The following is a 23,580-nucleotide window of genomic DNA, read 5'->3' on the forward strand; positions in this document are numbered from 1 at the left end:
ACTCCTTCCCAAGGTGTGCTCCTACTTTTAATCAAAAACACCGAATCATGGAAAAAGTTGATACCAAAATGTACAGTCTGCGCGAGATAAAAGCCATTAGTTTTTTCTCTACCTCCCTCTACACCAAAGAATCTATTGAAGAAGTACTTTGGGACATTACCAAAAATGTGATCCATCAATTGGGATTTGTGGATTGTGTTATCTACGCCTATGACGCCAATCAAAGAGTGTTGTTGCAAAGAGCCGCTTACGGACAGAAAAATCCCATGGATACCGTAATCTATAATCGGATCTCCATAAAAATGGGAGAAGGCATTGTTGGTGCTGTAGCAGAAAGCAAGGAAGCCGAGCTCATCTGTGATACGCGCAATGACCCCAGATATATAATTGATGATCAGTCTAGACTTTCAGAGTTGTGTGTCCCTATTTTAATTAATGGTAAGCTCTTTGGCATTATTGATTCTGAACACCCTACAAAGGGATTTTTTACGGAAAAGCACCTTCATCTTCTCACGATTGTGGCAGCGCTATGTGCACAAAAAATAAAAGAACTGAACAGTCAGACTAAAAAACCCTTAACCAGGGCCAATACTTATTTTAAAAAATTAGAACAGCTTATCCGTGGTCAAAAAATATATCGGGATCCTAATCTAAGTCTTAGTTCTACCGCAGAACTCTTAGGAATTTCTACTTGCTATTTATCCAGTATGGTCAACGCCATTATAAAAATGAGCTTTATTGACTATATCAATCGATATCGGATCGCCGATGTAAAGCAAAACCTAAACGCCTTTCAATACCACCATTATACCATTCTTTCTGTTGGATTGGAAGCAGGTTTCAATTCAAAATCCACTTTTTATAGCGCCTTTAAAAAACACACCGGGATGACACCATCTCAATATAAGATGCAGGCTTTAAATATGTCCTAATTCTTTTAGACTATATGAATCTGGACATTGACATTGGTTTGCGTTTTTATGTTTGTGGCAGTATTAATTACAAATAAACAAATCATGAAAACAAGAAAATTTGCAACGTATTTTTTTAGTATGCTCTTCATAAGCAGCCTTTTTGTGGCCTGTTCCCCGGAAGATGGAGATGATGGCGCCACAGGACCACAAGGCGCTCCAGGAGAACAGGGTCCAGCAGGACCAACAGGAGCTGATGGGGCACAAGGAGAACAAGGTGTTCCAGGCACGGCCAATGTCATTTACTCGGATTGGATTGCCAGAGACTTTGAGACCGGAGGCGCTGCTTCCACAAATGAACAATTGCTGACCTCCTTTAACACTGCGGAGTTCAATCTTAACGAGGATGTATTGTTGGTATTTGGTAGGCGCCCAGTGAATGTCATTGTCTCCCAAGTTTTTCAGTTGCCCTATATTCTAGCAAGTCAGCAAGAATTTTATGGTTTTAGGGTCTCTAGTTTTTCTGGAGGTAGCTCCTTGCGCATTGAGGTGGCCACCCTTGATGGAGGCACAAATTTATTTACCTTCTTTGATGATTTTAGGTATGTGATTATTCCCGGAGGTCAGCAGGTCAGTACCAGTAAATCTTCGGTTGATTATACCAAAATGAGCTACGAAGAAATTGCTGCCTTATTCAAGATTCAAGATTAGATAAAATAAATGTTCCCCCTTTGTAACATTTAGAAAAAACAATCTTATGAAAACCATGAAATTTACAGTATGGGTCTTGAGTTTTCTGTTTAGTGCAAGCTTTTTTATGGCCTGCTCTGTAGAGGACGGTGCAGTTGGCCCACAAGGCCCTCAAGGAGAACAGGGAGAAATAGGTCCAGAGGGGGCACAAGGGGAAAATGGAAGTATAACAGCGATTGTTTCCGATTGGATTCCTTCAGAATTTCCCGAAACGATCAACGACACTTTTGACCAATGGAGCTTAACGGCGCCTGAACTCACCCAAGAAATACATGATAGCGGCATTATACTGATCTATGCTCGCAGAGGGACAGTGATATACACCATTCCTAATTCTTTTTATAGCACAATACAAGAATATTGGAACTTTAGATTATTGGATACCAATGATGACCTTATTGCCATACGTGTACATTCCATCGACGGCAATAATATTGGCACTCCCTTTCTCAATGGAGATTTCAGATATGTGTTAATACCCGATGCCGCCACGGTTACTTCCAAAGGAGAAAAAATAGACTTTACTAAAATGAGCTATGCCGAAGTGGCTACTTATTTTAACATTAAAGATTAAGCCCTAGTTCCCCTACAATTATATGTCCTTATCTCATAAGCAGGGCAGCAATTGCGCTGCTTTTAAGATAATGCATTTCTAAAAAATAACAATATGAAAACTTTAATCATCCCACTACTTATACTGTGTTGTACAGCTTGTACCACAACTACTGTTGACGAACTTAGCGCGCAGAACGGTATTGAAAAAAGCAATGCTCTAGTTGCAAAAACCAAAACTGTCAAAGCGGAAAAAATGACTAAAGAAGTTCCTTTTTCAGCCAGAACCGAACATACCTCCTTAGTATTTAAAAAACAGCAATGGATAATGGGTGGACATGCCCAAGGCGGATTTAGAAACGACATCTGGTCCAGTGAAGACGGCAAAACCTGGAAAGTCATCAACCACAATGCCGCCTTTAAAAAACGACGCAGTCATGGAGCTACCGTACTCCATGATCAACTATGGATTGTGGGCGGAGAGAGTGGTTCTCCAGGAAGTCTAAAGCAACATAATGATGTTTGGTTTTCCAAAGATGGGAAATCGTGGTTCGAAGTAACCAAAAATGCCCCTTTCTCCAAAAGAAAAGAACACACCTTAAACAGTTTTAATGGAAGAATGTGGGTCATTGGTGGAACCGACAAGAATACCGGTAGCAAAAGTGATATTTGGGTTAGTGGCGATGGAAAAAACTGGTCTTTAGCCAAAAAAAATGCCCCTTTTGGCCCAAGGGAAGGCCATACAACAGTGGTCTTTGATGATAAACTATGGGTTATTGGCGGTTATCAAAATATACTCAAAAATGGTGTTTGGCAAAGCCAATATTATAATGATGTTTGGTATTCATCCAATGGGTTTGATTGGTTTTTAGCCACTCCAGATGCAAAATTTTCTCCGAGAAGAAACCATAGCTCGGTATCCGATGGGAAAGCAATGTGGACCATGGCAGGGAATGGAAATAACTATACTTATTTCAATGATGTATGGCGCAGCGAGGATGGCATAAACTGGAATAAAGTTTCTTTATCCGATAGTTACGAAGAACGCAGTGGTCACAGTAGTATTTTCTTTGATAGCAAGCTCTGGATCATTAATGGTTATCCCATTTTCAGCAATTTCCAGAATGGCATCATTACCCAATATGGTTTTCATAGCGATATCTGGACCTTAAATGCCAATTGATTCAAAAAAGCAAAACATGAAACTTATTGTCTTTTTTTTGAGCCTATTACTTCTTTTAAACTGGTCTTGTTCAAGTGATGATTCCGGGGAAACTGGAACACTTGCCATTATAGGGTATAGCCAAAGCATTGTACAAATCCCGTTTTTTACTGATGGAAGTACGGCAGCGCCAAATATTGATTGGAATGGAGATGTAGGTTTATTTAGTATCCAGAACGCTGTTCAAGGCACCTCTATAGATTTTAATACTGGTGTTGTATCCTGGAACTCCAGTCTTCCTGTTGGCACAAACAATATTACTGTGCTGGCCGTAAACAGTGCTGGTGCCGCCTCGACCACCATTCAAATTGCAAATAATTTTGAAGGGGTCTTTGTAGGCACAATAGATTTCTTTGAGATAGATCCCGTACCTGCAACTTTCATTTTTGACAATGATGGGACCAGTACATTTCATATCGGAAATAGTCCCCCATCCCTTCCGGCATCTTGGAATCTTCAAGGGAATATTATCAGGTCCCAATACATTTTTGATGACGACCCTGGGCCGTTTTTTATTGAGGGCACACTAACGAATACCGAAATGGAAGCTTATATCGAAGGAAGATATGGTACTGATATCAGCGACGGGGCTAGCTTCGGGATATTTCGAATAGATTTAATTGATCCTTAGTAAAAGGAATTAGGTTTTGTTTCTAACACTTCCTTTTCCAATTCTGAATACACAAAATACAATATCAAGATATAAATAAAACAATCATGAAAAATACAATCATACTATTATTTTGCTGCCTCCCTTTATGGGGTATTTCACAAGAAGTTTCAACAATAAAAGTTACGGGTAGAGCCATACATCTTGACAAAACCCCTACTTTTTTAGGCTCCCTTACTCTTAGCGGAACATATTCCAGTTATCCTTCGGATGCAATCTCCTTGAATCAAATGAAAGAGAAATTTAATGAAGCCTTACAAAAAAACGGATTCTCGCTTTCCGATATCAAAGAAAATCAACTCTCTTATCAAATGCAGGGGTTCGAAAAAGAAGGGACGGTCTATGAAATACGCACAACTTCCCTGCAGAAAATGCTTCAGTTTGTTAATATAAAATCATTTGGGGTACAAAAATTCAAAAATTTGGCCCTGATTACCATTGACGCGGAAGAAAACAAGATTTTGGCTAGAAAAGCATTGGAAAATGCAACATTAAAGGCTAAAGGTATAGCGGAGGCCATGGGTAAAAAACTAGGGAAAGTTATTCGAGTAGAGGACTTCAACAATCTCGTTGGTATAGAACTCGAAAATTACCTCAGTGGTTATGAACCTGTGGGAAAGCGAATCTACGAACTCAATGTAATATATACCGTTGAATGATGAGAAAAATTGCAATAAAAAAATACCTGATTCCATCCGTATTGCTATTGCTTTTAGGCTGTGGCAAAGATGATGACAGCATTCTCACAATACAACTTTCATATACCGATACGGAATTTGTAACAGACTTAAGAAAAGAAGGTTCCACAGGCTTACCAACTATAAATTGGCAAGGCAATATGGGTACTTTTAGTCTAGAAAAGACCATAACCAATGTGAACATCAATCCGGATACCGGAGAAGTAAGTTGGAATAGAGATTTGCCCATTGGCACCAATGAAATTATAGTCTTGGCAAAGAACGAAACACAAGAAACCAGAACTAGTTTTACCATTACACCGCAACTTGGACAAAGCTTTTGGAGTGGGGGCCATAATAATGATCCAGATTCCGATGTTGTATTCCCAGATCGCTTCATCACCCTACTTCCCGATGGAACAGTGATGGTTCAACTCATTGATGAGCCCCTCGTTCAAGGCATTGGTGTATGGGAGCTTGAAGAAGATCAGATTACCATAGAATACTGCACTAGCTGTCCGGATGCGAACCCCTTTGATGTTCCCAATATCGATGAACATACATTGCTTCGAGGGACAGTGACCAACTCACTCCTTATTGCCAACATAGAGGGGTTGCGCTTTCTAAAAAGAACAGATCCAGATGTTGAGCAGCTTCGAGGATATTTTCAATTTCAATGGGATTAATTTCTTATCCCCAAATTTCTTTTTTTCTAAATACAGCCTTCGATCGAAGGCTGTATTTCGTTCAATTATTCTTCTACGAAACATCTTGATGTGTAATGTTTCTTGAACATTTACGAATACTTACTTAGAATATATCCAAATATGATACTAAAAGCGGGTAAAGTTTGTTAAAAACGCTACTGTACAGTATTTTTGTGTCACAAAATTTTTAACAATGAGTGGTTTGATCAAATCATCTATCGCTAGAAAAATCGTAATGGCGCTCTCCGGCCTTTTTCTAGTTTTCTTCCTGGGACAACATTTTGCAATTAACATTACTTCGGTCTTTGCTCCGGACACCTTTAATGAATTATCTCACTTTATGGGCTATAATCCTGTGGTACAATACCTGCTTCAGCCTATCCTAATAGCTGGGGTCATTGTGCATTTCGTTATGGGATTTATTCTTGAGATTCGCAACAATAAGGCAAGGAATGTAAAATATGTAAAATACAAGGGTAGTGCAAATGCTCCTTGGGTTTCTCGAAATATGATTATTTCCGGGGCTGTGGTATTGGCGTTCTTAGGATTGCATTTTTACGATTTCTGGATTCCGGAAATGGTGCATAAATATTTTGAACACCATCCCGAAGAACCTACGCGTTACTTCGCAGAAACCGTAGAAAAGTTTGAGCCTTTCTGGAGAACCCTTATTTATATCATTTCTTTTGGATTATTGGGCTTGCACTTATGGCACGGCTTTGCCTCTTCCTTTCAGACCGTAGGTATCAACAACAAATACTCTAAAGGCATAACATTATTCACAAAGATATACGCGATAGCCATTCCTGTAGGATTCATATTCGTTGCCCTATATCATCACCTTAACCCAATAACACATTAATCATGGGAATATTGGATTCTAAAATTCCAACTGGGCCTTTGGCCGATAAGTGGACGAAACATAAAAACGACATTAACCTTGTAAATCCGGCCAACAAACGAAGCATTGATGTTATCGTTGTAGGTACGGGGCTTGCAGGAGGCGCTGCCGCCGCTACTTTGGCAGAGCTTGGATATAACGTAAAAACCTTCTGCTATCAGGATTCTCCCCGAAGGGCGCATTCCATTGCTGCCCAAGGAGGAATCAATGCTGCTAAGAACTATCAAGGAGACGGAGATAGTAATTATCGCTTGTTTTACGATACCGTAAAGGGCGGGGATTACCGTTCCCGGGAAGCAAACGTCTATCGTTTAGCTGAAGTTTCCGGTAATATTATAGACCAATGTGTAGCACAAGGTGTTCCTTTTGCTAGGGAATACGGAGGCTTACTGGATAATCGATCATTTGGAGGGGTTTTGGTTTCCAGAACTTTTTACGCCAAGGGACAGACGGGACAACAATTGTTGTTGGGTGCTTATGCTGCTATGAACCGACAGATCAATCGCGGTAAAATTCAGCCTTTTAATCGTCATGAAATGATGGACCTGGTATTGGTCGATGGAAAAGCTAGGGGAATTATAGCTCGTGACCTGGTCACTGGAAAATTGGAGCGACATTCTGGTCATGCGGTTGTATTGGCCACTGGAGGGTATGGAAACGTATTCTTCCTTTCTACCAATGCCATGGGAAGTAACGTTATGGCTGCATGGAGGGCACACCGGAAAGGAGCTTTCTTTGCCAACCCATGTTACACACAAATACATCCCACTTGTATTCCTGTTTCCGGAGAGCACCAATCCAAATTAACATTAATGTCCGAGTCCTTACGTAATGATGGGCGTATTTGGGTTCCTAAACGCAAGGAAGATGCAAAAGCAATCGCCGAAGGAACTTTAAAACCTACTCAACTCAAAGAGGAAGATCGAGATTATTATTTGGAGCGTAGATACCCAGCTTTCGGAAACTTAGTTCCTCGTGACGTGGCCTCCAGAGCTGCTAAAGAACGTTGCGACGCCGGTTTTGGTGTCAATAAGACCGGAGAAGCGGTATTCTTGGATTTTGCCTCTGCAATTACGCGCTATGGAAAGGAAAAGGCACTGACTTCTGGTATGAAAAATGCCGATGACAAGACCATTCGTACGCTAGGAGAAGAGGTTATTGAAGCCAAGTATGGAAATTTATTCCAGATGTATGAAAAAATTGTAGACGAAAACCCCTATAAAACACCAATGATGATATACCCAGCGGTACATTACACCATGGGTGGCCTTTGGGTGGATTATAATTTACAGACGACCATTGAAGGTTGTTATGCGGCAGGAGAAGCTAATTTTAGCGATCATGGTGCCAATAGATTGGGAGCTTCGGCTTTGATGCAAGGATTGGCCGATGGGTATTTTGTACTTCCCTATACCATTGGGGATTATCTGTCCCATGATATCCGGACAGGACCTATTTCTACAGAAACGGAAGCCTTTGAAACTGCTGAAAAAGAAGTCCAGGCCAGATTGGAAAAACTCATGGGAGGAAAAGGAGTGCATTCCGTGGATTATTATCACAAACGTTTAGGGAAGATTATGTGGAACAAATGTGGTATGTCTCGAAATGCAAAAGAGCTTCAAGAAGCCATTGACGAAATTTCTGCTTTGCGTGCCGACTTCTGGGAAAATGTTAGAATACCCGGAGATGCCAACGGTTTAAATCAAGAATTGGAAAAAGCGGGTCGCGTAGCCGATTTCCTAGAATTGGGAGAATTGTTTGCCAAGGATGCTTTGACAAGGAATGAATCTTGTGGAGGACATTTCCGAGAAGAATACCAGACGGCCGAGGGAGAAGCCCTTAGGGATGACGAAAACTTCAAGTTTGTATCGGCCTGGGAGTACAAAGGAGAACCCAAGGATGCGGTATTACACAAGGAGGATTTGGTATACGATAATATTGAGTTGAAAACAAGAAGTTATAAATAATTTTACCAATCGGTTAATGGATCAATGAATCAATTGGTACATTTTCAAATTGACGAATTTTCAAATTGAAAATCTATGAAATTAAACTTAAAAATATGGCGTCAAAAAGATGCCACTTCAAAAGGGCAAATAGTTGATTATCCATTGGATGGTGTTGAAGGGGACATGTCCTTTTTAGAAATGTTGGACGTCTTAAACGAAAGTCTCATCAATAAAGGGGAAGAACCTGTAGCCTTTGATCATGACTGTAGGGAAGGCATCTGTGGTACTTGTTCTCTCCAAATCAATGGAGAGCCCCATGGTCCGGATCGTTTGGTAACCACTTGCCAGCTGCACATGCGAAAATTTAAGGATGGAGACACTATCGTCATTGAACCTTTCCGTGCAAAAGCATTTCCATTGATCAAAGATTTGATTGTAGACCGCAGTGCATTTGATCGCATTCAACAATCGGGTGGTTACATTTCCGTGAACACTTCAGGAAATACGGTAGACGCCAATGCTATTCCCATAGAAAAGGAAAAAGCCGATGAAGCTATGGACGCTGCAACCTGCATTGGTTGTGGTGCTTGTGTAGCCGCTTGTAAAAATGCCAGTGCCATGTTGTTTACTTCAGCCAAAGTATCGCAATTCGCCTTATTGCCACAAGGACAGGTAGAAGCGGTTGATCGTGTACAAAATATGGTACGCCAAATGGATTTGGAAGGTTTTGGAAACTGTACCAATACTGGCGCCTGTGAAGTGGAATGCCCTAAAGGCATCTCTTTGGAAAATATCGCGAGATTAAATAGGGAATATTTAAGCGCAAGTATAAAAGGATAGTTTCTATTCTATAACATCCCACAATATTGAAACCCTGTGCATTACTGTTCAGGGTTTTTTAATGCAGAAAACTATTGTATTTTAGTACTTCAAGTACACCCTATGAAAACAACATTTCTCTTACTATTTACTATTCTCCTTTCCGTCTATGCCCATGCCCAAACCCCTGCTCCTTTTAATGAAGAAAAACTACTGGAACGTTTAAAAACCCTTTCTTCGGATACCTTTGAAGGAAGAAGAACCGGTGAAAAGGGAAATCTCATGGCCCGAGATTATATCATGGAGCAGTTCAAGGCTTTGGGCGCTCAACCCTTCGGAAGCAAATACGATCATCATTTTTCATTTCAGGCGGGCAATACAAGCTATAAAGCGGCCAATATTCTGTCTATATACAAAGGCACGGTCAGCCCTGAAAAATACATTGTAGTTAGTGCCCATTATGATCACTTGGGGATACGAAACGGTAAAATATATAATGGCGCCGATGATGATGCATCTGGAATCTCCGCATTATTTAGCTTTGCGGAATATTTAAATGCCAATCCTCCAAAACACAGTATTATACTGGCTGCTTTTGATGGGGAAGAACTAGGTTTGCAGGGAGCTCGTTATTTTGTGGATAAGATGAAAAACAGTACGATCGTTGCCAATATTAACATGGACATGATCAGTAGGAGCAAAAAAGATGAACTCTATGTGGTTGGAGCGCGATATCATAAAAAGTTAGCGGAAATTCTAAAGAGTTATACGAATCCAACAACTTCCAAATTACTTCAAGGGCACGATGGTACAGATGGGAAGCAAGATTGGACCAGTGCCTCCGACCATGGGGCTTTTCATGCAGCAAAGATTCCTTTTCTTTATTTTGGGGATGAAGATCACCCAGGGTATCACAAGCCCTCGGACGATTTTGAAAAAATCACGCCCCAATTCTATAAAAATGCCGTAAAAATAATTTTGGGAATTTTTGCCAAGGTCGATGCCTCTGGCCTATAGGACTTGTTTCTCCTGATAAAATTGCGACTTTTCCGTTAATTTTTTCTTGCCTAACTTTACGCTATGCCCAAAGCATATGAAAAAGATACGCCCATAAAAGTACCTCGTTTTAATGAGGGTGCCGGTTTTTATACCACTCCCGAACGCTCCAAGATCATGGGCAAAATTAGAGGGAAGAACACCAAACCAGAGCTTGCTTTTAGGAAAGCCCTATGGAAAGCCGGCTATAGGTACAGGATAGATTACAAAAAGTTAATTGGGAAACCGGATATCGCTTTAAAAAAATACAAAACGGTCATCTTTATTGATGGTGAATACTGGCATGGTTACGAATGGGAGAAGCGCAAGAAAAAAATAAAAACCAATAGGGATTTTTGGATTCCTAAAATAGAACGCAATATACAACGAGATCGTGAGGTGAATACTGCCCTAGAAGCGCAAGGATATACCGTGTTTCGTTTTTGGGAACGCGACATTAAAAAAAATCTTGACGCCTGCTTGCAAAAAGTGATTTCCCATTTAAAGGCACAGTTATAAGCTTTAATTGATCAATTTTTTCACAATCACAAAGACCTTATAAATATCTCTGAGGGGAATTTCAAAATCGGCATATTCCGGGGATTCGTTCAAACTATGACAGCGAATTGTTTTCTTACTGTTATCAAAATCATTGATTTGTTTGCACAGTAAGGCGCTCTTATACAATAGCACGCAATTAAAGTGCTTTATAGAATCCACAAAGAGTGCTTCCTTGGGCAATTCCCTCGCTAAAACAATAGTCCCATTTGGAATGCCATTCAATTTTCCATTATTCATGGCACTTCCCAGAATTTCAAAAGCCCTGAAATTCCCATCGGCCATATTATCCGTCACAAAAGAAGCTTTATGCAAATCCTTCATATAATCAATATCCAGAAACTTCTTTGCATACGCTTCATAGTCGTTGGTCAGAATCAAAGGTGCCGTAACCTCATATTTGCCATTTCCGAGACTTTTTACACTACTTAACTTATTTAAACTGGGAGGTTCATTCTGATATACTGCGGTCTGTTCGTTGATTTCATATTCGTACAATTGTGAAATACTAAGGTTAAAATAGGCGGCAAGTTTTGTGAGGTTTTTCCTTGGGATATTCGCCTCCTTCCTCTCATAAAGTTGAATTGTACGCAAACTAACACCTATTGCAGTAGCTAATTCTGTCTGACTACAATTTTTTTCTCGCCTTAGTTGCTTTAATATAAACATAAAATCGTATTTTGCGTAATAATCTTACATATATTGTTGAATATGCAATTTTAATACATATGTCTGTACTTCAATTACAAACAAATATAACCAAATGTGTAGCAATATTGACCATAAATTCAAAGCCTTGTAAAAACAGAAGACAAAAACATCAAAAACGTTCCGCGCTAAGCCGGAATATCAACTTTAAAACGCAATTACACTATGTTCGAAAAGAATGACTATGGAAAACCGATCAGCGAAAAACTATCTTCAGTTTTACGCAGAAACACCACCAAAGGCGATTTCGCCAATGTAGCCACACAGACCAATATCAGTTTCTCCACGATACGCGATGTGGTATATCGCACCAACAGTTTAACTAAATCCAATTCCAAAGGCATTGAAGTATTGATAAAGACAGCTTTCAATAACGCTGTTGCCCATCAATTGATGGCCGAAAGTGACAAATTATTCTTGGATAGGATCCTATCTCCATAATCCCAAGTCATTGTTCAAGGGGTTCATTGCTAATTTCAGTATTTTTATACTTTCATTTTAGCAATCTATCACCCTATGCACCACACACCTTCCATTTCGTCTTCCAAACTTCCTAATGTCGGCACCAATATCTTTACCACTATGGGTCGTTTGGCCAATGAACATGGAGCTGTAAACATTGCGCAGGGATTTCCAAACTTTGAACCAGATCCGGTTTTGATCGATTTGGTTTCGGAGGCCATGAACAAAGGCTATAATCAATATGCCCCCATGGCAGGAGATTTTGGCTTACGTGAGGTTATTGCTCAAAAAATGGAGCAATTGTATGGCAGATACTACCACCCCGAACATGAAGTTACCATCACCATTGGTGCTACACAGGCCATTTATAGTATCATAGGAGCTTTTGTTCGTCCGGGTGACGAGGTTATTGTATTTAAACCCGCTTATGATTGTTATGAACCCGCTATTGAAATTAATGGCGGTGTTCCCGTTTTGATACCACTACAGGGTCTGACTTATACCATAGATTGGAAGGAATTTAAGGGTAAACTCTCTTCCAAGACCAAAATGGTCATTATAAATACGCCGCACAATCCCAGTGGGACCCTCTTATCCAAAGAGGATATGTTGCAATTGCAGCAATTGCTGAAAGGCACGGACATTATCCTGATCAGTGATGAGGTATACGAGCATATTGTTTTTGATGGAAAATCACATGAAAGTGCGGCAAAATATCCAGATTTGGCGGCCCGAAGTTTCATTTGTGCTTCTTTTGGAAAAACCTTTCACATTACCGGTTGGCGTACCGGCTACTGTGTAGCTCCAGAGGCCTTAATGTACGAGTTTCGGAAATCCCATCAATTCAATGTGTTTTCTGCCAACCATCCTATCCAAGTAGCCTTGGCGACCTATATGAAAAATCCTAAAACCTATTTGGAACTCTCTTCCTTTTTTGAACAAAAAAGAAACTTCTTTTTAAACGCTATAGCCGGTTCAAGATTCAAAGCTATCCCATCACAAGGCACTTATTTTCAATTGTTGGACTACAGTGCGATTACGGATGAAAACGACCTTACTCTTGCTAAAAGATTGGTGCGGGAATACGGAATAGCAAGCATTCCGATTTCTGTATTCAATATCAATGAAGAGAACAAAACCCATCAACTCCGTTTTTGTTTCGCGAAGACCGCGGAGACTTTGGAAAAAGCGGCGGAGATTTTATTGAAAATTTAGTCCATATCATACTTCAATCCTGAGGAAGTTTGAGTAAGCTGGCATATTTTGGGGTATATCGGGCTCCATTAATAATTGCGGCCATATCCTTTTCCAAGGATTCAATAGGAGATTCCACAATCCTATTCACTTCCTTTCCATTCTTTAAAAATATAAAGGTGGGCACTTTTATGATCTGCCATCCTTTCTCCTCCCCTCCCGGGCTTTTCTTGTAGTTAGGTTTCATATAATCCACAGCCACCATATTCAACTTGTTCTGAGGAAAGTTCAACACTTCCAATATTTTATAGAAGCGTGGCACTTCTCTTTTGCTATCCCCGCACCAAGTCCCCATAAATGCAAGTATTTCCATTTTTTTAAGCTTCGTTTTCAACGGCATTATTGCAGCACTATCAACGGTATAGCCGGTATAATTTGCAGCAAACCAAGGCGCAAAAGGGTCTTGTTGTAAGCCTTTCTTGTTTATTTTTCCCAACAGTTTAGTTCTCCCCTGAGCATCTTTCATCTTGGTATTGATTTGTTGCGCCGTCCCCGTGTAAGACATCATAAAAAGAACAATTTTTAAGAAGATAAGTCGGTTTAAGATCATCATTGTTTTTGGATTTAAAGTTTCTCAAACCTAAGCTTGTACAGGAAGTCTTACCAATTCCCTGTAGCAACAACCTATAAAAACATAGCAACTGCATATGCTATGGTACAACATGCCATTTCACTAATCCCTGTCGTTCATATTCATGAAACAGCCTTTCGTATACGCTTTCTTGAACAGTATGCTCTTTTTTCCTAATTTTCCTCTTTTATTGTACATGAACTTTTTAAGCCAGCGGATTTCCAAAATACTGATACATCTTTTGTTTTGGATGCTTTTTGTTTTTGTCTCCCTTTTTGTATTCTCGGATTACTATTGGGAAGAAAATCCATTTCTTCAATATTTAGCTATTCTTATTGCTATTGTTTATGTAAATAATACTATTCTCCTTCCATTTTTTATAAAGAGGCGTTACTATTTTCTTTATGCTATTATTATTAGTGCCATTGCTTTTTTGGGAACGCAACTGTACTGCAATGTCTTTGCAGAATGTGGTTGTTCTATCATGAAGTGCCTCTCGGATTATTTATGGCAAACCTTGGTTCCCATTGTTTTCTTTTCCTTTATATGGATGTTGTATGGATATCTTCAAAAACAGGAAGAATTAGAGCGCATAAAGAAGGAAAATACGGAAATGGAACTACAGTATTTAAAGTCCCAGATAAATCCGCATGTCCTCTTTAACAATCTCAATACCATTTATTCGTATTCCCTAGAAAAACCAAAGGAGGTTTCGGACATGATTTTAATGCTTTCCGATAATTTAAAGCACGTACTTTATGAAAGCAATTCCCATAAAGTTGCCCTGGAAAAGGAGCTAGATTACATTGCGAACTATATTAGCTTTCAGGAAATCCGAACAGAAAACATTAAACAGATAGATTATAGCGTTCAAACAGATGGCCAGCCTTATAAAATTGCTCCTTTGCTGCTCATCACCCTTATTGAAAATGCCTTTAAACACAGTGCTGCCCAAAGCACGATTAAAATTGTAATTTCTGTAACGAATAGCATATTGGAATGCCGTTGTGAAAACAAGATAAAAACGGTAGAGAACACACCAAATGGGGCACCTATTGGTCTGGAAAATCTTGAAAAACGACTTGCATTGTTGTATAAGGAGAAGTATGAATTAACGATTGCCAAGACAGATGTATACTCCGTTCTTTTAAAAATGAATTTATCATGAATTGTATTATCATTGAGGATGAAATCCCCGCGCAACGTATCTTGAAAAATTACATTTCAAAAATCCCCGAATTGGAAATTGAAGGGGTTTTTCAATCTGCTCTGGAGGCCAATGCCATATTAGCGTCCAATACCGTTGATATTGTCTTTTTGGATATTAATTTACCCGATATTTCTGGCATTCAATACATCAAAACAATTCCCAATCCTCCAGCGATCATTATGACTACAGCATATCATGAGCATGCTGTGGCCAGTTTTGAATTGGATACGATTTGTGATTATCTGGTAAAGCCTTTTTCCTTTGATCGATTTCTGAAGGGCCTAAACAAAGTAAAAAAAGGGATGTACAAGCACAAACCACTACCGGAAAGTACGCCTGAGTCTTCTGACTCCTTCTTCCTTAACATTGATAAGACGCTGCACAGAATAGGGCTTCACGATATCCTTTATATTGAATCGGATAAGAACTATGTCACCGTAGTCACTAAAAGCAGTCGTTTTTCTTACTTGGATTCGCTTAAAAACTGGATGATCAAATTACCTGAAACGCAGTTCATTCAGATACATAAATCTTATATTATAAACTGTTCGGAAATCGTAAAAGTACAGGGAAACATGGCCTATATCGCAATGCACAAAATTCCCATTGGTCGCTTGTACAAAGCAGCGCTCCTAAAAAAACTACATTTAAAATAAATTCCATTACTTCATAGCAGCATTCACTTTCTTCATAAAATCACCAATTTTATTAGGTTCCAACCAGCGTGTTACCACTACAAGATCATGCTCTTTGTCTACTACAACGAAGTTTCCGCCAAAGCCTGCAGCATAATATATATTTTCGGAGAGGCCTTCCCAATGCCTTGCCCCTTTTTTATTGAGCCACCACATATATCCATAATTTACGTTGGGCGTAGAGGGCGTAATGGCATCTTTGATCCACTTTTCACTGAGCAGGCGTTCGGATTTCCATTTTCCATCGTTTAAAAACAACAGTCCAAAGCGGGCCATGTCTTCCGTATTAATGAAAAGTCCGGCTCCAGAGTGTCCTCCACCGGTAACAGATTTCATTTGCACTCCATCTACTTCGGTCCACGCTTTGTCATAGCCAAACCATCGCCAGGTCGTAGAAGCCCCAATCTTGTCCATAAGCTCTTGTTTTAGTACCGCCGGCATTGGCTTTCGCCAAACGTGCGTAAGCGCATACGCCAAGACATTTACACGAACATCATTGTATTCCATAACTGTTCCCGGTTCATGGAGTTTACGATTTTTCCAATCGTCGAGCCCTCCTTCTCTTGGCGGTCTATCTGCCCAATCTTTTCCTCCCCATAATTCTCCAGACCAGTCGGAGTTTTGCTGTAAAAGATGTGCCCAGGTAATTTTACTATTGTGGGCTCCGTCAAAAGTACCATCCCAAATATAGTCTCCCACTTTATCTTTTGCGCTGTGAATAAGGCCGTGATCCACAGCCAAACCTGCCATAGTGGACAAAAAGCTTTTCGTAACGCTAAATGTCATATCTACGCGTTTGGTGTCGCCCCATTGTTTAATGATATATCCATTCTTGATAATCATCCCGGCCGGACCACCTCTCTTTTTTGTAGGCCCCAATATTTGATGAAACGGTTCTCTTGCAAAGCCTTTAACAATGGCGATTCTTAAATCCCTATCTCCGGAGTATTCATTGTTCTTGGCGTAGTCTACTGCCTCATTGAGTTTTTGATCATTGACCTTTACTTCTTTAGCTGTTTTTTCTTCCCACTTCACATTCCTTTCTGGAAAGTAATACTGCGCATATAGAACATCTGCTCCTGCGCCAAGAAAAAATAGGGTTGCTAAAAGAATTTGTACATTTTTTTTCATTCCAGTAAAATTTAACGCTATTTCAGGATATCAAAACGCATTAACCAATCCGTTTGTTTATCCTTACCAAGGTAATAGGGGTGGGTTCCAAACTTAGAAAAGCCATGTTTTTCATAGAATCTAATGGCTGCAGTATTGTGTTCCCAAACGCCTAACCAAAGATAGGCCTTCTTTTTCTCAATTGTTATTTTTTTAACTTCATTCAATATCCAAGCCCCTATCTGCCTCCCTTGGAATGCTTTCCGGACGTAAATACGTTCCAATTCCAAGCTATCCGGGGATTTTATATCGGATTGGGCCTCTGCTTCGTTTATTTTAATATAACCTACTATCTCTTCTCTAGTCCGGGCAAAAAAATAGTTGGTTTTAGGGTCTTTCAACGCAGCTCTCAGGGATTCTTTGGTAAAAGCTGTCCGCATATAGCTTTCAAAATCTTCCGGATTATTATCGGCTTCAAAAGCATCTCTGAAGGTTTGTTTCGCAATTGCCAAGAGTTGGTCTACATCCTGAGGGGTACAGGCTAAAAGATGGAGTTCCATAATGTTCAATTAATCCCTTAAAAATACACTTTTTGCAAAAGTGCTAAAAACAAAAAAGGATCTCAGTAGGTACTGAAATCCTTTTTTAAAATTGTATACAATGACTACAACATAAAAAGCTTTTTTGTCAATCTTAAAAAGCCACTATAAAAATCATTGTGGTATACTTGAATTTCTTTGTCTGTGGTGTTTTGGTTAATCTGAGATTCCATGGTTTTGATTTTTTTGATTTGGGTCTGGGTTAAACGTTCATGAATGCATGAATATACTATATTATATGGTGAAAATCTAAATAATTGTTGTGAAAGTATTGCATTTTGTGGTAAAAAAGCAAAATAACTCCCATTCCTAGTCAAACCATGGTGTATGTGCACCCTACACGATCATTTCGGGAATTTCTCCTTCAACTAGAAGTGTTCCTTCTGTTGCCTTTTTAATTTTATCTACGGAAACCCCAGGTGCTCTCTCCAGCAGCACAAAACCCCTTGGTGTAACTTCCAGAACAGCAAGATTCGTAACAATCTTTTTTACACAACCCACACCGGTCAAGGGCAAGCTACATTTTTTTAATAACTTAGAGATTCCAGCCTTATTGGTATGCATCATGGCCACAATAATATTTTCTGCTGAAGCTACTAAATCCATTGCACCCCCCATTCCTTTGACCATTTTTCCTGGAATTTTCCAATTGGCAATATCTCCATTTTCCGCAACTTCCATAGCACCCAAAATAGTAAGATCTACGTGCTTTCCCCGAATCATGGAAAAACTAGTGGCCGAATCAAAAAAGGAGGCCCCTGGCAAGGTGGTAATGGTTTGTTTCCCTGCGTTGATGATATCTGCATCTTCTTCACCTTCAAATGGAAAGGGACCCATTCCCAAAACACCATTTTCACTTTGAAATTCAACGCTAATATCGTTCCGCACGAAGTTGGCTACCAATGTAGGGATACCAATGCCCAAGTTGACATAGTATCCATCCTTAACTTCTCTAGCAATTCGTTTTGCGATTCCGTTTTTATCTAACATTAATTTTCTACTTTATAAAATATGTTAAAAATATACCTTACAGCCCCTGCAAAGGGCAGTCTTATTTTCGTTATTTGCGAATAACATAGCTATTAAATTGCCGAACTGCCTTATTCTCATAGGCCCAAAATATCATAGGTAATGAAGCCACAGAAGAAGCGAGTAAACCAAGATAATTCCAAAGAAAAACTGTACTTAAAACACCTAAAACCAAACCTCCAAAAACTATTCTCTGATCTACTTTTGCACTGATTTTATTTAGATGCTTCTTCTCTAATTTCCCACAGTTCTTACAGTTCACTTGCACCTCATCACCGAATTTCATCTGAAGTTCGGCCCTAGAGGACATTTTAGGGGTATAATAGTTTTGTTCCTTACAACTGGAGCAGGTATATAAAAGTCGCATTTATTAATCCCTTTTACGCACCGTTCGTTGCTCTATTCTCTTCTCGTAGTCCTCTCCTTGAAAAATACGCTGTACAAAGATGCCGGGAATATGAATTTCATTGGGATTCAAAGTGCCTGCCGGGACCAGTTCCTCAACTTCTGCCACAGTAATCGTTGCTGCACCGCACATACAGGGATTAAAGTTTCTGGCCGTACCTTTAAAGATAAGGTTCCCAGCTTCATCTCCTTTCCAAGCTTTTACAAAGGAAAAATCTGCCTTATAGGCCTCTTCCAGAACATACATTTTTCCATTGAATTCCCTGGTCTCCTTTCCTTCTGCCACCTCGGTTCCATAGCCCGCTGGTGTATAAAAAGCGGGGAAACCACCCTGAGCAGCCCTACATTTCTCTGCCAAAGTACCCTGTGGCGTGAGTTCTACTTCTAGCTCTCCGCTCAGCATCTGACGTTCAAATTCATCATTCTCGCCTACATAAGAGGAAATCATTTTTTTAATCTGATGCTTTTGCAGTAAGAATCCAAGGCCAAAATCATCGACTCCCGCATTATTGGAAATACAAGTGATATCCTTAATACCCAGGCGGACAAGTTCCGTAATGGCATTTTCAGGAATTCCACAAAGACCGAAACCTCCAAGCATAAAGGTCATTCCATCTTGAACGCCTTCCAGAGCATCCTGAACGTTGTTTACAGTTTTACGAATCATATATAGTGTACATCAAATTAATTAGGACCTATTAAAATTCCAAGTCATCATCGAGGTCAATATCCTTGTCTTGTTCTTTTTGAATTTTAGCGCAATCCACATTTATGGATAAGTTTTCAGGTTTTTCAAAATCTTTATCGGAAACCCCCAATTCCTTATTTGCATAATTTTTCTTCATATAAAGTCCCCATATCGGCAAGGCCATAGAAGCTCCCTGTCCATAGGTAATGGTCTTAAAGTGCGTTGCTCTTTCCTCTCCACCAACCCATACTCCGGTCACTAAATTGGGTACCATTCCCATAAACCAGCCATCACTATTGTTCTGCGTTGTTCCCGTTTTTCCCGCAATCTGATTTTTAAATTCGTAGGGATACCCAGTGATAATCTCATCGTACTCTTTTTTATACTTATTAGCTCCGGTGCTTCTTAAACGTGCACCTGAACCCCCTTTAGTTACTCCTTGTAATAAATCTAACATGGCATAGGATACGTCTTTACTCAATACATCTTTTGTTTCCGGCACGTATTCATAGAGCACAGTTCCATTTTTATCTTCTATTCGGGTAATCATCACCGGCTTTACATATACACCCTGATTGGCAAAAGTACCATAAGCGCCGACCATTTCATAGACATTGAAATCTGGTGTTCCCAGGGCAATAGAAGGCACTTCGGGGATTTCCCGAGTCAAGCCCAAATTTTTCACAATGGAAACTACGGATTTAGGCCCTACCTTATCGATCAATTGTGCAGTGACCGTATTCACAGAATTGGCCAATGCGTTTTTAAGTGTCAATCTTTTTCCAGAGTACTTAAAATTGGAATTTCTAGGACACCATGGTTCTGGGTTGCCATGCTTATTAGCTTCTATGCAATACTGCGTATCTGGCAATGAATCACAAGGAGACAAACGCAATTGATCTATAGCGGCAGCATAAACAAACGGTTTAAAGGTAGATCCCGCCTGTCTAGCCCCTTGAATGACATTGTCGTACTGAAAATGTTTAAAGTTGATTCCTCCAACCCAAGCTTTAACATGTCCTGTTTGTGGTTCCATGGACATCATGGCAGCACGCAAGTATGTCTTATAATACCGAATGGAATCCATGGGGGTCATGACGGTATCCTTTTCCTGCCCTTCACTTTTCCAATCAAAAACCACCATGGGTGTAGGCTTGGTAAACGAAGCGCGGATTTCTTTTTCGGATTTCCCCTTGGCTTTCATTTCACGCCATCTATTGGATGTTTTCACAGCGCGTTCAATAATTTTATTGATTTCGGATTTGTCCAAATCCAAAAAAGGAGCAGTCTTGTTTCGTTTTGGAGTATTTTGATGAAAGAATTCTGCTTGCAAACGCTCCATATGTTCCTGTACCGCCTGCTCTGCATTGGCCTGCATTCTAGAATCTATGGTGGTGTAGACCTTAAGGCCATCTAAATAAATGTTGTATTTGGATGTTTTCCCTCCAGGTTCCTTTTTTGGATTTTCCTTGATCCAATTGTTTAAAAAACGCTGCAGATACATTCTAAAGTAGGTGGCCAGGCCTTCGCGATGCGATTCTGGGGAATAGCGCAAGCCTAAGGGCATTTTTTGAAGCGAATCCTTTACTTCCGTAGAGATATAATCATATTTTGCCATCTGGGCCAATACCACATCCCTTCTATTTTTGGTTCCTTCCGGGTTTCGGTGAGGTAGTGGATTATAAAGGGAGGAGTTTTTGAACATCCCTACAAGCATAGCAGATTCTTTGAGATTTAAATCCTTCGGTTCTTTACTAAAATAGATACGCGAAGCAGAACGGATACCATCGGCATTATTACCAAAATCATAGATATTAAAGTACATGGCAATGATTTCTTCTTTGGTATAATTGCGTTCTAAGCGTGTTGCAATGACCCATTCTTTTATTTTCTGTTGTACGGCTTCCAATTTATTCTTCGACCTTACTTCGCCAAATAGTTGGCGTGCCAACTGTTGCGAAATGGTACTTGCTCCTCCTCTTTTTCCTAAAAAAGCAAAAGCCCTTATAGTACCCCGAACATCAATACCAGAATGGTTATAATATCTGGCATCTTCCGTAGCCACCAAAGCATTGACCAGATGATCCGGAAGATTATCAAAGCCTACCGGAGTTCTATTGTCATCCAAATAATATTTTCCTAGAGTAACCCCATCCGAAGAAATGACCTCCGTAGCCAAATTGGTCCTAGGGTTTTCTAAACGTTCAAACGTAGGCATCTCCCCAAGAGCGCCCCAAGAGGCCAATAGAAAGACCAGAGCTACCATAAAAACTCCGGTAATGAAGAGTATCCAAAACCATTTGACGAATTTTATGAAATTGTTCGTCTTTTTTTTCTTTTTCGCCGTTGTTGCCATGTTTGTTTACTGTTTGCTTGTTTCAATTTGAAAACCAACGTCTGTTATTCCTTCAAGGTTTACTACACCGTCTACGTTTCCGTTTTTTCGCATCGCATGGGAAATCCCTATTTTATATACGCCGCTAACAGGTAAAACGATGTTTTCCTTGTACCATAATTTATTTTCACTGACACTTCCACTATTTTTTCCTAACCAACTCCCATCTGGTGTCGCCATTTCATATTCCAAAGTATCTCGTTCTACCTTGCCATTGGGGTACTCCAATTCCGTAATCAAAAAGAGGTTACTGTAAGGAAAATCATTATCATTTCTAATGTTAATAAAAAGGTCATGGCTATTGATGGTGTCCATATCAGAAAACGTAAACTCCATGGTATCATTTTTATCCCATTTTCCATCGCTAATCGTGCGATATTCGGAAAAAACGATAGCATCATTGCAAGAGCTTATAAGTAGTAATAGTAGCAGGGGAAGTGCACTCCTAAGCATTTTTGGCTGGTCTTTTTTTGTTGTTTCTTCTTTTTTTGTTCTTGTTCTTATTTCTATTTCTGCGCTTGTGCTGCTTTGGTCTGTCAAAACGAGTTAAACTATCTTGCCCAACCACATTCTCAAATACCGTCTCTTCTCTAACGATATTATCGGCGGCGTATTCTTCAAGACTGGCAACTTTTTCTTTTTTCTTGTTTTTTTCAATGATTTCCTGCACTTGTTCTTTAGTCAAAGTATGCCAATTGGCCGGTTCATTTTTATAGGAAAACCATAAGGTTTCCTTGAAAATATCCGTTTTTTGACAAAAGGCCAGACCCTTTTCTGTAAAGAGTTTGGTGTCCTGACCTGGAAAATCTTTTAAGGCGTCTAGGTATACATCCAACTCATAATTTAAACAGCATTTCAATTTTCCGCATTGTCCGGCCAATTTCTGCGGATTTAAAGACAGTTGTTGGTAACGTGCCGCAGCAGTGCTTACCGATCTAAAATCGGTCAACCAAGTTGAGCAACAGAGTTCCCTTCCACAAGAACCGATTCCACCCAAGCGCTGTGCTTCTTGACGATAGCCTATTTGACGCATCTCTATTCGAATACCAAAGGCTTTGGCCATGTCTTTGATCAATTGCCTAAAATCTACCCGTTCTTCCGCAGTATAATAAAATGTGGCTTTGGATCCATCTCCCTGGAATTCCACATCGGATAATTTCATCTGAAGTTTTAGGGCAATGGCAATCTCTCTGGATCGTTTTTTGATCTCTTCTTCCCGATTGCGACATTTTTGCCAAATATCAATATCTTTTTGTGATGCTTTCCGATAGATTTTGGCAATTTCCTTACTATTGAAATCTACCTTCTTCCGTTTCATTTGCACTTTTACCAGCTCGCCGGTAAGTGTAACCATTCCTACATCATGGCCCGACTTTGCCTGTGTGGCAACAATGTCTCCAATGGAAAGGGTTAATTTTTCGGTATTTCTAAAAAATTCTTTTCTGCTATTTTTAAAACGGACTTCGACACAGTCGAACGATTTCTCCCCATTGGGCAGGGACATATTGGAAAGCCAATCAAAAACCGTTAATTTATTACAGCCATCCGTTCCACAAGTCCCATTGTTCTTGCATCCGCGTGGCTGTCCGTCTTTACCAGTTGAACAACTGCTACAACCCATATTTTGTATGTTGATTCGGCAAAAACATTACATTTTACACCGAAAAAGGTTCATAAATTACTTGTATCAAACACCATACAAA

At 39.8% G+C, this 23,580-nt stretch carries 26 protein-coding genes; 16 read left to right on the forward strand and 10 right to left on the reverse strand.

The features are described 5' to 3' along the window. Positions 1 to 47 precede the first annotated feature (47 nt). The 12 genes from ACEXOE_RS06360 to ACEXOE_RS06415 all read left to right on the forward strand — a co-directional run bounded on the left by ACEXOE_RS06360 (position 48) and on the right by ACEXOE_RS06415 (position 10,712). Complete coding sequence (locus ACEXOE_RS06360) at positions 48 to 932, forward strand: helix-turn-helix domain-containing protein (protein ID WP_394747902.1); 885 nt, start codon at positions 48 to 50, stop codon at positions 930 to 932. An 84-nt stretch (positions 933 to 1,016) separates the two neighbouring features. Next, positions 1,017 to 1,622 carry a collagen-like triple helix repeat-containing protein gene (locus ACEXOE_RS06365; protein WP_394747903.1) on the forward strand — a complete coding sequence of 202 codons (606 nt, stop codon included), beginning with the start codon at positions 1,017 to 1,019 and terminating at the stop codon, positions 1,620 to 1,622. A gap of 46 nt (positions 1,623 to 1,668) precedes the next feature. Next, complete coding sequence (locus ACEXOE_RS06370; RefSeq protein ID WP_394747904.1) at positions 1,669 to 2,235, forward strand: collagen-like triple helix repeat-containing protein; 567 nt, start codon at positions 1,669 to 1,671, stop codon at positions 2,233 to 2,235. A gap of 93 nt (positions 2,236 to 2,328) precedes the next feature. Then, positions 2,329 to 3,396, forward strand: a complete 1,068-nt coding sequence (locus ACEXOE_RS06375) for a Kelch repeat-containing protein (protein WP_394747905.1) — start codon at positions 2,329 to 2,331, stop codon at positions 3,394 to 3,396. Positions 3,397 to 3,412: 16 nt separating this feature from the next. Next, positions 3,413 to 4,066 (forward strand): hypothetical protein, encoded by a 654-nt coding sequence (locus ACEXOE_RS06380; protein WP_394747906.1) that lies wholly within the window; start codon positions 3,413 to 3,415, stop codon positions 4,064 to 4,066. Positions 4,067 to 4,152: 86 nt separating this feature from the next. Continuing rightward, the gene (locus tag ACEXOE_RS06385; RefSeq protein ID WP_394747907.1) at positions 4,153 to 4,764 is read left to right on the forward strand and encodes an SIMPL domain-containing protein; all 612 of its coding nucleotides are present in this window, start codon (positions 4,153 to 4,155) and stop codon (positions 4,762 to 4,764) included. Beyond that, positions 4,761 to 5,468: a hypothetical protein gene (locus ACEXOE_RS06390; RefSeq protein WP_394747908.1), complete on the forward strand. Its 708-nt coding sequence runs from the start codon at positions 4,761 to 4,763 to the stop codon at positions 5,466 to 5,468. Before ACEXOE_RS06385 ends, ACEXOE_RS06390 begins: the two co-directional genes overlap by 4 nt. A 214-nt stretch (positions 5,469 to 5,682) precedes the next feature. After that, positions 5,683 to 6,351, forward strand: coding sequence for a succinate dehydrogenase cytochrome b subunit (locus tag ACEXOE_RS06395; RefSeq protein ID WP_394747909.1), 669 nt, complete (start codon positions 5,683 to 5,685; stop codon positions 6,349 to 6,351). 2 nt (positions 6,352 to 6,353) lie between these two features. Further along, positions 6,354 to 8,357 carry a fumarate reductase/succinate dehydrogenase flavoprotein subunit gene (locus tag ACEXOE_RS06400; RefSeq protein ID WP_394747910.1) on the forward strand — a complete coding sequence of 668 codons (2,004 nt, stop codon included), beginning with the start codon at positions 6,354 to 6,356 and terminating at the stop codon, positions 8,355 to 8,357. 75 nt (positions 8,358 to 8,432) lie between these two features. Continuing rightward, positions 8,433 to 9,179 (forward strand): succinate dehydrogenase/fumarate reductase iron-sulfur subunit, encoded by a 747-nt coding sequence (locus ACEXOE_RS06405; RefSeq protein ID WP_394747911.1) that lies wholly within the window; start codon positions 8,433 to 8,435, stop codon positions 9,177 to 9,179. Between the two features lie 102 nt (positions 9,180 to 9,281). Continuing rightward, the gene (locus ACEXOE_RS06410; protein ID WP_394747912.1) at positions 9,282 to 10,175 is read left to right on the forward strand and encodes a M28 family peptidase; all 894 of its coding nucleotides are present in this window, start codon (positions 9,282 to 9,284) and stop codon (positions 10,173 to 10,175) included. A 63-nt stretch (positions 10,176 to 10,238) separates the two neighbouring features. Continuing rightward, positions 10,239 to 10,712, forward strand: coding sequence for a very short patch repair endonuclease (locus ACEXOE_RS06415; RefSeq protein ID WP_394747913.1), 474 nt, complete (start codon positions 10,239 to 10,241; stop codon positions 10,710 to 10,712). A gap of 3 nt (positions 10,713 to 10,715) precedes the next feature. On the opposite strand, the gene ACEXOE_RS06420 is transcribed toward ACEXOE_RS06415, so the two are convergent. Then, a complete protein-coding gene (locus ACEXOE_RS06420) occupies positions 10,716 to 11,420 on the reverse strand; it encodes a helix-turn-helix domain-containing protein (protein WP_394747914.1) in 705 nt (234 codons plus the stop codon). Between the two features lie 204 nt (positions 11,421 to 11,624). Here ACEXOE_RS06420 and ACEXOE_RS06425 point away from each other — a divergent pair, with 204 nt between their 5' ends. Together ACEXOE_RS06425 and ACEXOE_RS06430 are read left to right on the forward strand one after the other, a co-directional pair. After that, positions 11,625 to 11,900, forward strand: coding sequence for a hypothetical protein (locus tag ACEXOE_RS06425; RefSeq protein ID WP_394747915.1), 276 nt, complete (start codon positions 11,625 to 11,627; stop codon positions 11,898 to 11,900). Positions 11,901 to 11,975: 75 nt separating this feature from the next. Continuing rightward, the gene (locus tag ACEXOE_RS06430; protein WP_394747916.1) at positions 11,976 to 13,136 is read left to right on the forward strand and encodes a methionine aminotransferase; all 1,161 of its coding nucleotides are present in this window, start codon (positions 11,976 to 11,978) and stop codon (positions 13,134 to 13,136) included. Between the two features lie 13 nt (positions 13,137 to 13,149). Here the strand turns inward: ACEXOE_RS06430 and ACEXOE_RS06435 are convergent, their stop codons facing one another. Continuing rightward, entirely contained in the window at positions 13,150 to 13,728 is a 579-nt protein-coding gene (locus ACEXOE_RS06435; protein WP_394747917.1) for a thioredoxin family protein, read from the reverse strand. A gap of 214 nt (positions 13,729 to 13,942) precedes the next feature. Between ACEXOE_RS06435 and ACEXOE_RS06440 the strand changes: the two genes are divergently transcribed. Next, positions 13,943 to 14,914, forward strand: coding sequence for a sensor histidine kinase (locus tag ACEXOE_RS06440; protein WP_394747918.1), 972 nt, complete (start codon positions 13,943 to 13,945; stop codon positions 14,912 to 14,914). Further along, positions 14,911 to 15,612, forward strand: coding sequence for a LytR/AlgR family response regulator transcription factor (locus ACEXOE_RS06445; RefSeq protein WP_394747919.1), 702 nt, complete (start codon positions 14,911 to 14,913; stop codon positions 15,610 to 15,612). The genes ACEXOE_RS06440 and ACEXOE_RS06445 overlap by 4 nt, the downstream gene beginning before the upstream one ends. Positions 15,613 to 15,618: 6 nt before the next feature. On the opposite strand, the gene ACEXOE_RS06450 is transcribed toward ACEXOE_RS06445, so the two are convergent. The 8 genes from ACEXOE_RS06450 to ACEXOE_RS06485 all read right to left on the reverse strand — a co-directional run bounded on the left by ACEXOE_RS06450 (position 15,619) and on the right by ACEXOE_RS06485 (position 23,498). Next, a complete protein-coding gene (locus ACEXOE_RS06450) occupies positions 15,619 to 16,782 on the reverse strand; it encodes a serine hydrolase domain-containing protein (RefSeq protein ID WP_394747920.1) in 1,164 nt (387 codons plus the stop codon). Between the two features lie 17 nt (positions 16,783 to 16,799). Then, a complete protein-coding gene (locus tag ACEXOE_RS06455; RefSeq protein ID WP_394747921.1) occupies positions 16,800 to 17,321 on the reverse strand; it encodes a GNAT family N-acetyltransferase in 522 nt (173 codons plus the stop codon). 375 nt (positions 17,322 to 17,696) lie between these two features. Then, a complete protein-coding gene (locus ACEXOE_RS06460) occupies positions 17,697 to 18,350 on the reverse strand; it encodes a 3-oxoacid CoA-transferase subunit B (RefSeq protein WP_394747922.1) in 654 nt (217 codons plus the stop codon). A 70-nt stretch (positions 18,351 to 18,420) separates the two neighbouring features. Beyond that, positions 18,421 to 18,756: a hypothetical protein gene (locus ACEXOE_RS06465; protein ID WP_394747923.1), complete on the reverse strand. Its 336-nt coding sequence runs from the start codon at positions 18,754 to 18,756 to the stop codon at positions 18,421 to 18,423. A gap of 3 nt (positions 18,757 to 18,759) precedes the next feature. Further along, positions 18,760 to 19,461, reverse strand: coding sequence for a CoA transferase subunit A (locus tag ACEXOE_RS06470; protein WP_394747924.1), 702 nt, complete (start codon positions 19,459 to 19,461; stop codon positions 18,760 to 18,762). Between the two features lie 31 nt (positions 19,462 to 19,492). Next, on the reverse strand, positions 19,493 to 21,838 hold the full coding sequence (locus ACEXOE_RS06475; protein WP_394747925.1) for a penicillin-binding protein 1A: 2,346 nt from the start codon (positions 21,836 to 21,838) through the stop codon (positions 19,493 to 19,495). Positions 21,839 to 21,844: 6 nt separating this feature from the next. Beyond that, entirely contained in the window at positions 21,845 to 22,330 is a 486-nt protein-coding gene (locus ACEXOE_RS06480) for a gliding motility lipoprotein GldH (protein ID WP_394747926.1), read from the reverse strand. Further along, positions 22,323 to 23,498, reverse strand: coding sequence for a PSP1 domain-containing protein (locus ACEXOE_RS06485; RefSeq protein ID WP_394747927.1), 1,176 nt, complete (start codon positions 23,496 to 23,498; stop codon positions 22,323 to 22,325). Before ACEXOE_RS06485 ends, ACEXOE_RS06480 begins: the two co-directional genes overlap by 8 nt. Positions 23,499 to 23,580 lie beyond the last annotated feature (82 nt).

Origin of the sequence: Spongiimicrobium salis, from assembly GCF_043678055.1 — a bacterium.
Classification (GTDB): Bacteria; Bacteroidota; Bacteroidia; order Flavobacteriales; family Flavobacteriaceae; genus Spongiimicrobium; species Spongiimicrobium salis.